This window comes from Halobacteriovorax vibrionivorans (genome assembly GCF_003346865.1).
Classification (GTDB): Bacteria; Bdellovibrionota; Bacteriovoracia; order Bacteriovoracales; family Bacteriovoracaceae; genus Halobacteriovorax_A; species Halobacteriovorax_A vibrionivorans.
Genome location: NZ_QDKL01000004.1, coordinates 112916 through 125769, shown reverse-complemented (window position 1 = coordinate 125769; position 12854 = coordinate 112916). Strand labels below are relative to the sequence as shown.

14 protein-coding genes are annotated in these 12854 nt (G+C 34.4%); 11 read left to right on the top strand and 3 right to left on the bottom strand.

Annotated elements, in window-relative coordinates; genetic code table 11:
• Positions 1-345 precede the first annotated feature (345 nt).
• Both DAY19_RS15075 and DAY19_RS15070 read right to left on the bottom strand, forming a co-directional pair.
• Positions 346-1362, bottom strand: a complete 1017-nt coding sequence (locus DAY19_RS15075) for a glycosyltransferase family 9 protein (RefSeq protein WP_115363969.1) — start codon at positions 1360-1362, stop codon at positions 346-348.
• Between the two features lie 83 nt (positions 1363-1445).
• On the bottom strand, positions 1446-2477 hold the full coding sequence (locus DAY19_RS15070) for a porin (RefSeq protein WP_158536936.1): 1032 nt from the start codon (positions 2475-2477) through the stop codon (positions 1446-1448).
• Between the two features lie 123 nt (positions 2478-2600).
• Here DAY19_RS15070 and rimM point away from each other — a divergent pair, with 123 nt between their 5' ends.
• The 6 genes from rimM to DAY19_RS15035 all read left to right on the top strand — a co-directional run bounded on the left by rimM (position 2601) and on the right by DAY19_RS15035 (position 6392).
• On the top strand, positions 2601-3128 hold the full coding sequence (gene rimM / locus DAY19_RS15065; RefSeq protein WP_115363965.1) for a ribosome maturation factor RimM: 528 nt from the start codon (positions 2601-2603) through the stop codon (positions 3126-3128).
• Entirely contained in the window at positions 3128-3850 is a 723-nt protein-coding gene (gene trmD, locus DAY19_RS15060; protein WP_158536935.1) for a tRNA (guanosine(37)-N1)-methyltransferase TrmD, read from the top strand. Before rimM ends, trmD begins: the two co-directional genes overlap by 1 nt.
• A gap of 13 nt (positions 3851-3863) precedes the next feature.
• The gene (locus DAY19_RS15055) at positions 3864-4445 is read left to right on the top strand and encodes an RNA methyltransferase (RefSeq protein WP_115363961.1); all 582 of its coding nucleotides are present in this window, start codon (positions 3864-3866) and stop codon (positions 4443-4445) included.
• Between the two features lie 65 nt (positions 4446-4510).
• On the top strand, positions 4511-4873 hold the full coding sequence (gene rplS / locus DAY19_RS15050; protein ID WP_115363959.1) for a 50S ribosomal protein L19: 363 nt from the start codon (positions 4511-4513) through the stop codon (positions 4871-4873).
• A 65-nt stretch (positions 4874-4938) separates the two neighbouring features.
• On the top strand, positions 4939-5589 hold the full coding sequence (locus DAY19_RS15045; RefSeq protein WP_115363957.1) for a ribonuclease HII: 651 nt from the start codon (positions 4939-4941) through the stop codon (positions 5587-5589).
• Between the two features lie 332 nt (positions 5590-5921).
• A complete protein-coding gene (locus DAY19_RS15035) occupies positions 5922-6392 on the top strand; it encodes a hypothetical protein (protein ID WP_115363953.1) in 471 nt (156 codons plus the stop codon).
• Here DAY19_RS15035 and DAY19_RS15030 read toward each other — a convergent pair.
• Positions 6383-6766 carry an STAS domain-containing protein gene (locus tag DAY19_RS15030; protein WP_115363951.1) on the bottom strand — a complete coding sequence of 128 codons (384 nt, stop codon included), beginning with the start codon at positions 6764-6766 and terminating at the stop codon, positions 6383-6385. The genes DAY19_RS15035 and DAY19_RS15030 overlap by 10 nt on opposite strands.
• 154 nt (positions 6767-6920) lie before the next feature.
• On the opposite strand from DAY19_RS15030, the gene rsmI reads away from it, so the two are divergent.
• From rsmI to DAY19_RS15005, 5 genes are all read left to right on the top strand, one after another.
• Positions 6921-7739, top strand: a complete 819-nt coding sequence (gene rsmI / locus DAY19_RS15025) for a 16S rRNA (cytidine(1402)-2'-O)-methyltransferase (RefSeq protein ID WP_158536934.1) — start codon at positions 6921-6923, stop codon at positions 7737-7739.
• 73 nt (positions 7740-7812) lie between these two features.
• Positions 7813-8580 carry a 3',5'-cyclic-nucleotide phosphodiesterase gene (locus tag DAY19_RS15020; RefSeq protein ID WP_115363947.1) on the top strand — a complete coding sequence of 256 codons (768 nt, stop codon included), beginning with the start codon at positions 7813-7815 and terminating at the stop codon, positions 8578-8580.
• A gap of 49 nt (positions 8581-8629) precedes the next feature.
• Positions 8630-9907, top strand: coding sequence for a folylpolyglutamate synthase/dihydrofolate synthase family protein (locus tag DAY19_RS15015; protein ID WP_158536933.1), 1278 nt, complete (start codon positions 8630-8632; stop codon positions 9905-9907).
• On the top strand, positions 9870-12257 hold the full coding sequence (locus tag DAY19_RS15010; RefSeq protein WP_115363944.1) for an LPS-assembly protein LptD: 2388 nt from the start codon (positions 9870-9872) through the stop codon (positions 12255-12257). The genes DAY19_RS15015 and DAY19_RS15010 overlap by 38 nt, the downstream gene beginning before the upstream one ends.
• Positions 12254-12844, top strand: coding sequence for an aminodeoxychorismate/anthranilate synthase component II (locus DAY19_RS15005; RefSeq protein ID WP_158536932.1), 591 nt, complete (start codon positions 12254-12256; stop codon positions 12842-12844). Before DAY19_RS15010 ends, DAY19_RS15005 begins: the two co-directional genes overlap by 4 nt.
• The last annotated feature ends 10 nt before the right edge of the window (positions 12845-12854 follow it).

The following is a 12854-nucleotide window of genomic DNA, read 5'->3' as shown; positions in this document are numbered from 1 at the left end:
CCGAACTCAGCAGTTAAGCCCGCTAGCGCCAAAGGTAGTGCCAGGGTAACTTGGTGTGAGACTAGGAAGATGCACCTTCTATATAAAAAGCCAGATCAATGATCTGGCTTTTTTTGTTTAAGGTGTCCTGAATGCTCACGCATTCAGTGATCTGGCTTTTTTTTTGTAGGTGTCATTTAGTATGAAGCTAAATGACACCGTACAACCCTGTGCGAACGAGCAGGATGCGAGTGAGAGAGGGTTCTTGTTAAGTTAGAGCCTTCGGGTAACCAACTAAGCAATCCAGAAAACATTTATCGAAGCTTCTTTTCTTCTTATTTTAAAAAGCAGGAGCGATTAATCTTATTATTTATTTAGAATAGAACTAAGCTTTTCAAATACTTCATTAACAGTAATTAAATCCATCATATCGTCTTCTTTGATGCGAAATCGCCATGGGACATCTTCAATTGTTTTATGGAAGTAATGCTCTAAAGCTTTTGGGTATGCATTGATACAATTATGTATTTGGCCATATGGTCCTGTGTATTCTGGAGGAACAGCTGTGTATAGCCCAACCACTGGGGTATTTAAAGCTGCTGCCATATGAGCTGGTCCAGAATCTGGAGCAATAACTAGTTTAGCACTAAGAAATACATTTTTAAGTTCATTAAGAGAGGTTTTGCCGCAAAGGTTTATGATATGAGCGTTGGACTCATTTTCAATTTCATGACAAATATCCTTATCACTTGGAATTCCTGTTAAAACGATAGGAATATCATATTTCTCTTTGATTAGATTTGTTACTTCAATATATCTCTTAGTGGACCATGTTCTTTGAAGAGAAGAAGCCTTGGGATGAATTACAACGTAGTCTCCAAGTGGAAGATTGCCGACAGTTACTTTTTGTATAGGTAAGTTAAATTCAATTTCACTAGAGACAATACCTAATTGATCACTGAAGCCGAGAAATGCTTCAACTGAGTGCTCCTTTTTGAAAGGGATACTCTCGTCTATAAAGAACTTTTGTAGATCTCTACCTCGTTTACTATCAAAACCTATTTTCTTTTTGGCCTTAATGAAAGGATAGATGAAGTTTATCCTAAAATTTGCCTGTGCACATAAGAGAATATCAAAGTGATATGGTTCAAAGATACGTTGAAGCTTAAAGTAGTCTTTTAGCTTTTTAGGCTTATCGATCTTAATCAGTTCGACATCCTCAATCCCTTCTAATAAAGGTGCAAATGTATTACTTGTAATATAATAGATCTTTGTATTAGGCATTGCTTTGCGGATACGATTTAGCATTGGAAGCGTCCAAATGATATCTCCAAGGGCCGATGTTCGCATGATTGCAATTGATTTAATTTCACTTTGATTCATTGAGATATTATAGAAAATAATTCACAAAAAAGAAAGGCCCACAATAGTGGGCCTTAGAACTTATTTAAATAATTTTTAAATTATTAGAACTTAAGTTGGATACCCGCAGCGGCCATTGTCGCTTCGTTTTGTGTTCCAGCTGTTTCATCAACATCATAAGTAAGAACAGTTAAGCTCATATCAAATTTCTTTGTGAACATATATCTGTAGTGAGCAGCAATTTGTGTATACTCATTTCCAGCATCTTTTTCATCACGTAGTTGATAAGTTACTGCAAATACATTCTTATTCATCGTGTATTGAGCACCTGCATAAGTTCTGTTGATTTCAGTTTTTGTTGCAGCATCATTTTCTTCGATACTGTAAGCAGCATTTAGTTGGAAGTTTCCAAATCCAAACTTAGCTCCAGCTAGAGTGTAAGTGTTATCTTCACCATCTTCTGCCCAAGTGTCATAACCAGCAAATAGGTTCATATCAACTTTACCCATTTGTCTGTCAAACTTAACAAGACCAGTGTAGTGAGTTGGACCATAATCTGCATCAGTAGAGTCGTTATTCATACCGTTATCTCTATCAGTTGAAAGAGAAAAAGTAAGTCCACCAAGGCTTGGTGTCTCATATGACATCATATCTGTTCTTGTACGATATCTCATACCTAGTCTTGATACGGCACCATCAATTCTAGCACTTGCATCAGAACCTGTAATTGAAGCTACTGTTGAGCTAAGAACGTCAGTCTTTAGCATTACATAGTCCATTGGAGTATATGTTTGACCGGCCTTAAATGTACCAATTGAAGTTTTTGCGCCTACGGCCGCTTGACGCATTCTGATTCTATAATCAGTACCGTTAGAGTCCTTTGATGAGTTTAGGCCCATTTCAATTACATAAGTACCTTGGATGTTTTCAACATCCCATTTACCTTTTACACCAAGACGAGTTTCAGAAGAGTCTACATCTGCAAAACCTGAAAATGATGTTCTTCCTGTGCTATCTTGATCAGTGTAAATAGCTGCTTTGTTAATTTTTCCGTAAATAGTTGGCATCTCAATACTCGCTGCCATTGTTGGGATAGCTACAACACATACCGCTGCAGCACTTACGATTTTTTTCATAATTCTCTCCATGAATTTTGTCTTTAATACAAATATTAAAACTAGAGTTCAGTTAATTGGCAAGTTAAATACTTGAAAAATATATAGGTGATTTACCTTGCAAGGCGTGATATAAGTCAGCCTATGGAAAATTCAGAAAATTTAATTTTACTTGGCACTGCAACCCGACCGCATGGAATAAAGGGGGCCTTCGTCTTTAACTTAGAAAATAAAGATAATAGTGTCTTACAAAAAGGTGTTACATTTTTTGCAAAACCACTAAATGGAAGCTCAATTGCTAAGACTGGAAAAGAATTGACAGTTAAATCGATTTCATTTGGAAATAAAGTATTTGCCTATCTTGAAGGTGTTGATAACAGAAATGTAACTGAAGAAATGTTACCTTTTGAGATCTATGTTGATCGCAGTACATTACCTGAAACAGAAGAGGACGAATTTTATATGGCCGACATTATTGGCCTAGATGTTTTTGACATTGAAAAAGATCAAGTCGTTGGAAAAGTTGTAAAATATTTTGATAACGGTGCACATATTGTTTTAAATACAAAAATTAATGGAAAGCATGTTGATATTCCATTTGTTGATCAATTTGTTAAACTTGTTAATTTAGAAGAGAATCGTGTGGAATGCTTAATTCCACGTTTAATGTAATGAATAAAATATGGGTAATCACATTATTTCCTCAATTCTTTGATGCTTTCAAAAGTAGCGGAGTCATTGGAAAGTTTTTAGAAAATGAAGTCGAGTTTGAGACTCTTTATCTTGGTGACTTCTCTCCTAAAAGCTTTAAAGGTGTCGATAGTTCTCCTTATGGTGGTGGCCCAGGAATGGTTCTAAGAGCAGATGTTCTTGAAGAGGCCATAAAACATATTTTAAAAACTGAAAAAATCTCTAAAGATGAATTAGAAATTATTTATACTTCTCCTCGAGGTACAGTTTTTAATAATGATAATGCAAAAGATTTAGCGTCTTCATTTCAAGAAAATAGAAAGCAATACGTATTTATATGTGGCCGCTATGAAGGAATTGACGAGCGCTTTATTGAGCAATATGTAACACGAATTTATTCACTTGGTGATTATGTTCTATCAGGTGGAGAACTTGCTGTTATGACTATTACCGATGCAATGCTTAGGTTTTTACCAAAAGCATTAGGTAATGATCAAAGTGCAATTTGTGATTCATTTGAAGATGGACTTATTGAAGGGCCAGTTTATACAAGGCCTTCAAACTTTAATGGTGTGAAAGTACCAAGTGTTTTGACTGAAGGTAATCACAAGCTTATTGATGAATTTAACCAGAATAAGAAATTAGAATTTACAAAAAAGTATAGGCCTGATCTTTATAAGACCTATATGAGAAATAAAGTTTAAGGATATATTAAAGATGAAAGATAATATTTATCTCGGTTTAGTACACCACCCAATTAAAAATAAAAGAGGGGATATTGTTACAACTTCAGTAACAAATCTCGATATACACGATATTGCTAGAAGCTGTCGTACTTTTGGTATGAAGAATTACTTTATTGTGACTCCACTTGAGGCCCAACATAAACTAGTAAAAAGAATACTAGGACACTGGGAGGAAGATGATGCTGGAGTTTATAACCCAGATCGTCAAGATGCGCTGGCAATTGCTCGTCTTGTGAACTCTGTGGAGGAAGGAATCAATAAAATTAAGGAGATAGAAGGTGTTGAGCCTTTAATTTGTGTTACAGGTGCAAATTTCGAGTCAAATAATGGTGTAGAAACTGACCTGATCAATAATGCGCGCCTTGACAAAAGGCCTATCTTCTTGTTATTTGGTACAGGATGGGGTCTCCATGCACAAGTACTCGAACGGGCCCATTTTGCACTTGAACCAATTTTTGGTGGAAGTGCGGATGGATATAATCACCTGTCTGTTCGATCGGCAGTCGCAATCTATTTAGATCGACTGAATAGTGCCTCTGAGTCTTTGAAATAGAATTTACTTAAGAACAACACGGTGTTGGTCCTCTGAGAAGTTCAAGCGTTTTTTAGGAGTTCGTAATGAATTTAGTAGACGTAGTAAATGAAAATTACAAGAACACAAATGTAGAATCTTTCCCAAAGTTTAAAACTGGGGACACAATTGATGTTCACGCAAGAATCACTGAAGGTAACAAATCTCGTATTCAGATTTTCCGTGGTGTATGTATTGCAATGAAAGAAGAAGGTAAACTATCTGGTCACTTCAGAGTTAGAAAAGTTTCTTCTGGAATTGGTGTTGAAAGGGTATTCCCATTTCATTCACCAAATGTAGAAAAGATTGAGATCGTTCAAAAAGGTAAATCTAGAAGATCTAAACTTTACTACCTAAGAGATCGTTCAGGTAAATCTGCACGTATCGCAATTGACTACGATAGAAAGTAATTTAAAAAACTATTTAAGTCATAAAAGGGCCCCTAGAAATAGGGGCCTCTTTATTTGTGAAGCCTATGTTTGAAAAAGAATTCATCAAAGATCATCAATATATAATTGCAACCGATGAGGTTGGAAGAGGTCCTCTTGCTGGGCCCGTTGTAACTTGTGCTGTTGGGGTACGAGTTGATAATCTTGCAGTCTTAGCAAGTATTTTAAAAGAATACGGTGTTACAGATTCAAAGAAACTTTCTTTAAAGAAAATGGAAAGGATTTTAGAAGAGTTAAATATCTCAACTTTTAAGAAACAAAACTTTCGTGATCTATTTGAATATAGCGTCGAAAAGATTACGCCGAAGAAAATAGATGAAGTTAATATTTTTCAAGCATCACTTCTAGGAATGAAAAAGTCCTGTCATAACATTCTAAAACAAGATTCAGTCGTTCTAGTTGATGGAAAATTTCCTTTTAAGTCAACAAAAGTTAAAGATGTTCATGCTGTAATAAAAGGGGATAGTAAGTCAGTTCTTATAGGGCTAGCCTCCATTATTGCAAAAGTTTTCCGCGATCGACTGATGATAAAGGAAGCTCGAAAATTTCCTTATTACGGATTTGAAAAAAATGCTGGTTATCCTACAGCTGCTCATCGTAAAGCTATCGAAGAATATGGTATTACCCCAATACATCGCAAAACATTTAAAGGGGTAAAGGAATTTGTACAGGAATAATGTATCCAAAGGTCTAAATTTAGAATTAAAAAAATCGACAAAGATTCATAAAGAGGCCATCCCATTATTGATTTGTCCTACAATGCTAAGGCGAGTTGGCTGTGGGCAAGTGGATATTTGTGGCATTTATAAAATTCGAGATACTTTCATCCTAAAAATATTTGAAGTAAAATCGAATGGCCAAATTACTGAACAGCAAAGGCGAAGGCTGTTTTCTAGTGCTAACTTTGTTTCAAGTTTCTTTGAGATGTCTTGCACTGTGTCTATTATTTGATTAAGATTTGGTGAACATTTACCTTGCATCAGGCAAGGCCTTCTTTTACAATTTTTATATGATTAAAAAACTATTCTTAATTACTCTATTTATTTCAACTATTTCAACAAGCTTTCAGGCCCGCGCACAAATGGATCCTAAAGTTAAGATCATTGCCATGAATGCTGGGTATGGAACAGTTGGTGGAGCATTATTGGGAACGGCGGCAATGGCCTTTGGTGGTTCATCTCGCTCAATCGCAATTGGTGCTTCTCTTGGACTATATGCTGGTTTAATTTTTGGTGGTTATATTATTGGATCACACGAATATCGCAAGTATCAAAATCAAGGACCTAATAACGAAAATTATTACTATCCAGATACTCAAGGAAGTCCTTATCAGGACTCAAGTTATCAAGGTGGTGGTTATAATTACCAGGGATCAATAGAGATTAAAGACTTTAGTCAAAAAGGCCCAGCTGAAATTGGTTTTAAGCAAAATAAGCCAGGCCAAGATTTTTATGTAAATTTATTAAATTATCAGTTTTGAAAAGTTCTTTTCTTTTGACCATAGAACTTAGACAGTTCTGTTTCATCAGTTTCAAATTCATTGATTAGAATTTCCATTGCATTAAAATTATAAAGTTTAAAAACTTTTATGAACTCTGGAGCAACGTTAGAGAGTCTAACTTGGTCACGTCTTTTATTTAGACTTCTAATTGTATCAACGAATACTCCAATTCCAGATGAGCCAACGAAGTTAAGGGCCGTAAGGTCAAGCGTGATAGTTGAAGTAGGGTGAGAACTAGTAATTGTTGCTAATTCTTGCTTTAGTGGAATGATATTTTCATAGTCCATACCACCTTCTATATGAACTGTTATATTTCCAGTTGAATCTGTGCGTACTCTTGCTTGCATTGTCATTAAAACTCCTTCTTCAGCATAAAACTACATCGAATATTATTGTAACGCATTGTGTCTTTTAGTTTTAGATGGAAGTTATTTCTTATGTAAGTTATAAATGAATGGAATCACATAATTTATTAGAGAATATATCAATTAAAGAAGGATTATTTCAGTGAAGCTTACTCTAGTATCAACGCCAATTGGGAATTTAAACGATGTATCTGAGAGAATGCGTCAGGCATTTGAGAGTTGTGATATCGTTTTGGCCGAGGATACTCGTGTATTTCGTTCTCTATTAAATAAGATTGAAATAGACAGGCCAGGTTTAAGAGTTCTCTCTTTCAATGATCATTCCCAAGACAAGCTAGACTTCTATATAGATCAAATTAGTAATTCTCAATTTCCTATTCTTGTCTCAGATGCTGGTAGCCCTATCGTTTCAGACCCTGGTCATATACTGGTTAAAGAAATATTAGCAAGAGGAGGAGAGGTTACTTCAGTTCCTGGCCCTAGTGCTGTAACTGTTGCTCTTGAACTTAGTGGATTTGCTCCTAATCCTTATACTTTTTTTGGATTCCTTCCACGTAAAAAAGGTGAAATATCAAATAAGTTGAAAGTCGCATCTGAGCAGGGGAATACGTCACTCTTTTTTGAATCTCCTCATCGTATTCATTCAACTCTGAAACAAATATCGCAAGAATTTCCTGAAGCAAATATTTGCATCTGCCGTGAATTAACTAAGAAGTTTGAGGAAGCAATTCATTTCAAGGCACAAGATTTTCGTGATGAGCTCGTTACTGCAAAGGGAGAGTTTGTTATTGTTATTGATTGGCCAAAATCTAACTCTTCTAATCTCGCCGCAAGTGGGGAAGTTGCTAAGTTTGCGCAAGCATATTTAGATAAGCAAACGCCAAAGAATCTCGCCAAACTAATAGGAAATGCTCTTGGGAGAAAGACTCAAGACGTTTATCAAGAGTTAACAGGTAAATAGTTTCCATTTTTCAATGTCTTAGTACTAGTAAAAAATTCTAAACCAAGTTAAAATTAAATAAATTGGAGTTAGAATGAATGTGAAAATTATCGGTGGACATGGTGGCGTTTCTCCTGAATGCCGAGCAACATCTTATTTAGTTGATGGAAATTTACTTATTGATGCAGGTTCTGTAGCGACAGGAGTTAGTGTTAGTGATCAGGCAAAGATTGATAATATTCTAATTTCACATTCTCATTTAGATCATATTTCCGATTTGGCATTTCTTGCAGATAATTGTTTTGGCATGAATGATAAACCTTTTGATATTTGGACTTGTAAAGAAGTTGAAGACAATATCATGAACCATCTTTTTAACGATGCAATTTGGCCTGATTTCACGAAGCTTCCTAGCAAAGAAAGCCCAACGATGAAGTTTCATAATATAGAGTCTGGTGACAGTAGAGAAATTGGTGAATATAAAGTACATGCAATCGAAGTTAATCACTTTGCAGGCTCATTAGGTTTTATTATTGAAAAAAATGGCAAGGCCATTGTCTTCACTCAAGACACTGGCCCAACTGATAAGATTTGGACAGCAGCAAAGAAGCTTAATAATGTAGTGGCCATATTTTGTGAAGTTAGTTTCCCGAACCGTTTTGAAAAGTTGGCCCTTGATAGTCGTCATCATACAGCACAAACGCTTAAGAAAGAGTTATCTAAAATGCCTGGAGATGTTCCTATTTATTTAGGTCATTTAAAACCTAATTATCTAGATGAGCTTTCAAAAGAGATAGAAGAGGTGAATGAATCGGGACGTATTCATATACTATCTTCAGATAATAAGGAATTTTCTTTTTAAAGAGATAATTTTCTAGTCAAAATATTTTCATTCATGAGATATCTTTACTGTGAAGAGTCCAATCGATAAAAGACATTTATCATCTAAGCAAGAAGAGGTTTTTCTTACTCGGCTTATTAACTTATGTGGTAAAGAGAACTTTCGCCCAAAACTAGATCATATACGATCTTATCTTTCCCTAGATCGAAAAGCTATCGAAGAAAAATCCAAGGTTATAATTATTGGTGGAACTAACGGTAAAGGAGAAACATCGCATTGTTTAAACGCTTTACTTAATAGTGAAGGACTTAAAAGTTGTCTTTGGACATCTCCTCATGTCAACTCAATAACAGAAAGATTCCGCTATTGTAGCTCTAATATTTCTATTGAAGAATTAATTGAACTTCTTGATAAGTATGAAGAGGATATAATTCGTCTTCAGTTATCTTTTTATGAGGCTTTATTTGTCTTATTTATAAAATATGCAGTAAGTCTGGATATTGAATATCTAATTCTTGAAGTTGGTCTTGGTGGCCGTTTTGATGCTACGAATATTTTTACAAAACCAGTTGCGGCCATTACATCAATTGGGCTAGACCACACACAAATACTGGGATCAACCCTTAAGGAAATTTTATTTGAAAAGTATGGAATAACTAGGATAAGTGGACGATTATTCGAAAATATCGAACAAAAGTTTCTAAAAGATATTCTATGCAATTGGTGTGATCGAGACTCTATTAATTGCACATCTGTTAGCAATGAGTCAGAAACTGATTTTCAACTACGAAACCGCCAGATGGCCATGGCCTTATTTTCACATATTACTGGAATCACTAATATCAATGACGATTTCAAGTGGCCTATAACTCCAGGAAGAGGTGATCATATTGATTTTGGAGAGTTTGAATTTACTTTCTTTGGTGCCCATAATTTACTAGGTCATCAAAAGTTACTGCAAAGTTTAAACGATACAAATAAAGTTCAATATGATGTTCTAATAAGCTTTTCAAGTGGGAGACAAGATCAAATTAAGAGTATTCTAAAGCTCTATAAAACATATCCATGTATTGTAAAGTCAGTTAATATTTTAGAATTTCAACACGAGCGCGCTCTAAGCTCTGCCCAGATAAAAAAGGAGCTTCAGAGTGAAACAAAAGTATATGAAATGCACAATTTTCTCGATACAATATTAGGTATTAATGAGGAAATTGAATCTAATAAATATAGTGCTTCTAGCACAGCAGATATGCCACAAAATATCCAACTTCAAACACGCAACATTCTTGTGGTTGGCTCCTACTACTTTATTGCTGATATGCAAAAGTATCTTAATATTAGGAAGTAGTCATGCTCATGCAGCAACTCCAAAAGTTTTAGCATTTGGAGAAAATGATGAAGTCCAAATTTTATCAGATAAGGCCTATCGAAAAAGTAGTGACAACTCTTATGAAGCCCACGGAAATGTTATTATTAAACTTGGTACAGATACGGTTTATGGAGAGAAGGCAAGTATCTCTCTTGGCACAGGCCTAGGAAAGATCTGGGGAAATGTTCGTTATACAGGTGCTAAATTTAATCTATATGGTACAGAGATTTCTTATTCGTTAAAAAAAGCTGAATTTAAAGTCAAGAATGCAAAGCTTGTTGATGAGAGTTTTGTTCTTCGTGGGAAAGAAATTGTTCGAAAGAATAGTGGTGTTTTCACTGCCAAGGAAGCTGAGTTTACAACTTGTAAAGATTGCCCTGAATCTTGGAGTATTCAAGGTCAAGAAGTAACAGTTGTCCCTGATGATTATATTTCAATGAAGCACACATTCATTAAGATCAATGGTGTAATCATTGTTTACATCCCTTATATCGCATTACCAATTAGAAAGGTTAGAGAGTCTGGTCTTTTATTTCCTACAATTGGTTTAGATTTTGATGAAGGATTCTTCTTTAGACAACCTATCTTTTGGGCCATTAATGAGAATAGTGATATGACTTTTTCTCCTACTGTCTATGGGCGAAGAGGAAATGGTCTTGAACTCGAGTATCGTAATAACTTAGGGAAGTTTTCTAACTTTGAATTTGAATCAAGAACCGTAAATGACAAAATATGGCAGCCTGGAAAACTAGATATTGAAGCAAGTGGTGAAGACGAAATTCGTGGTGCATATGAATTAAATTATTTCTACCATCCTAATAATAATATTTCTTTCTTAGCAAACTCCACTTACTTATCGGACTTAGATATTCAAAGTGATTATGAAGAATATTTTGATAAAGATATCTATATGGGTAATGAAAAGGGTACGACTGTTTCTACAGACTATATGGGAGACTCTGTACTCATTAATCTTTATTCAAGCTTTATGAGTAACTCTATTTTTAGTGACCCTGAAGAATTTGACTCAAGCTATGTACAAAATACTTTATCTCTTGGGATAGGTCATAAGCCTTTTAATATCTTAAACTCTAAAGGTCTTCTTTCGAAGATCAATTTCTATCAAAATTTAAAATTTGATTATTTTAAACAAGATGTGGTTCAAGAAAATAACTACTACCGTAATATTCAACGATTCGACTATAACCCAACCTTAGAATTTGTATTTAAACCAATTTTTAATCTAAATCTAAAATTTGAAGCTGGACTAGATGCTCAATACTATATCTTGCCAACAGAAAAAAGTGACAAACAAAATGGATATAAATACGGAAATTACGTAAATACATCGATATGGTTTGATATTGAAAAAGTTTATGGAAGGGCCTTCATTCAGGAAGAAGTTATTCAACCTGTTTTTGTAGAAGATGATGAAAGAAACTTAATCGCAAAAATCCCGAGTACAGAAAAGGAAGAGCTTAATGTAAGGAAATTATACCGTTCTTCTTATAAGCACAGTATAAAGCTTGGTCTGAATCACTTCTATTATAATTCTCAAAAATATCGTGGTAATGCCGCCTTAGGTAACCAGTTTGCATTATTACAAGATGATGGACGTTTTGATGAAAGAGATATTATTCGTGGACGAAACAATACTCTTGAAGATGTTTCAACAAGAACGGATTTACCTGAATCAAATACAATTGAATTTGTGTTTAATAATAACTTTCTTAAGAAAACACCTAAAGCAAATTATGAGATGTTTAAAAACTTTAATTATCAACTTGATAATTATGATTATAAGAAAGTTGCCTGGTTTAATATTTCTCAAGGTTTAATTCTAGAAGATGAAACAAATAAAGAACTTACAACAAGTGAGAGGCTAACTCGTCTTGCAATCATGGGTGGATTAAATTTTGATAAATTTCAATTTAACTTATCAGAATATTACTTCCATACAGAAAGTAAGCATATAACGCAATTATCACTATCTCAGAGTATGGATCGTTTCGAGTATAAAATTGGCTTAAATTATGACTCTTTTGCTTCCGAGCGACGTTACTTTACGGCCGATATTGACTTTGAACTAAATGATACATTTTCTTTTAGAACAGGGTATTATTACGACATCGACTTAGAAAGAATGTATGAGTCATATATTGGTTCACGATACAACCCACTTAATAACTGTTGGGTTTTTGATGTTGAATATCGTCAAAAAGATGAATATGTAAATAATAAACTAAAGCTTGATCGATCGATCGCACTAAAAATTCTAATTAATTATAATGCGAAGAACTTTGATTCAGTATTTGGGGTCACGCTGTGAGAATTATCTTCGTTGATTTTGAAGATAGTTTTACAAATAATATTATATCCTACCTTTCTCATTGGAAATCTTGTGAGATAGAAGTCATTAATTTTAGAGATCTTAAAAGACATGACCTTGTTAATCAAAATATTATATTAGGTCCAGGACCTGGACACCCAAGTGAGTATATTGATTTCTTTAAACAAAATAATTTAGAGTTAAAAGCTAATCTTAAAAAGGCGAGACGAATTGTAGGAATCTGCCTTGGACATCAACTTGTTTTAAGTTCTCTTTATCAATGCACAATCAATAGAAGTAAGTATCCAATTCATGGCAGAACTGTGAAACCTAAAGACTTAGGCTTATTGTCTGGTATTGTAGAGGAGACAAATGATATCAATTTACAGCGCTATAATTCTTTATATGTCGAAGTAAATAGTGAAAACTCATTACTTAAGCAAACTAAATTGATATTTGATAATAATAATGAATTATTAATGGCCTACGAGGATGAACGTATATTTACGATGCAATTTCATCCTGAATCAGTAGGAACTTCTTGCTCAGAAAGCATCTTTCAAGCAATAGAGCGCTTTTTCGTGTAGAATTGATTTG

Excerpts from the sequence above, each read along its gene's own strand:
- rimM (WP_115363965.1), top strand. The coding sequence starts at position 2,601 with ATGGAAAATTCAGAAAATTTAATTTTACTTGGCACTGCAACCCGACCG.
- DAY19_RS15020 (WP_115363947.1), top strand. The coding sequence starts at position 7,813 with ATGAATGTGAAAATTATCGGTGGACATGGTGGCGTTTCTCCTGAATGC.
- DAY19_RS15030 (WP_115363951.1), bottom strand. The coding sequence starts at position 6,766 with ATGACAATGCAAGCAAGAGTACGCACAGATTCAACTGGAAATATAACA.
- DAY19_RS15045 (WP_115363957.1), top strand. The coding sequence starts at position 4,939 with ATGTTTGAAAAAGAATTCATCAAAGATCATCAATATATAATTGCAACC.
- trmD (WP_158536935.1), top strand. The coding sequence starts at position 3,128 with ATGAATAAAATATGGGTAATCACATTATTTCCTCAATTCTTTGATGCT.
- DAY19_RS15035 (WP_115363953.1), top strand. The coding sequence starts at position 5,922 with ATGATTAAAAAACTATTCTTAATTACTCTATTTATTTCAACTATTTCA.
- DAY19_RS15070 (WP_158536936.1), bottom strand. The coding sequence starts at position 2,477 with ATGAAAAAAATCGTAAGTGCTGCAGCGGTATGTGTTGTAGCTATCCCA.
- DAY19_RS15055 (WP_115363961.1), top strand. The coding sequence starts at position 3,864 with ATGAAAGATAATATTTATCTCGGTTTAGTACACCACCCAATTAAAAAT.
- DAY19_RS15075 (WP_115363969.1), bottom strand. The coding sequence starts at position 1,362 with ATGAATCAAAGTGAAATTAAATCAATTGCAATCATGCGAACATCGGCC.
- rplS (WP_115363959.1), top strand. The coding sequence starts at position 4,511 with ATGAATTTAGTAGACGTAGTAAATGAAAATTACAAGAACACAAATGTA.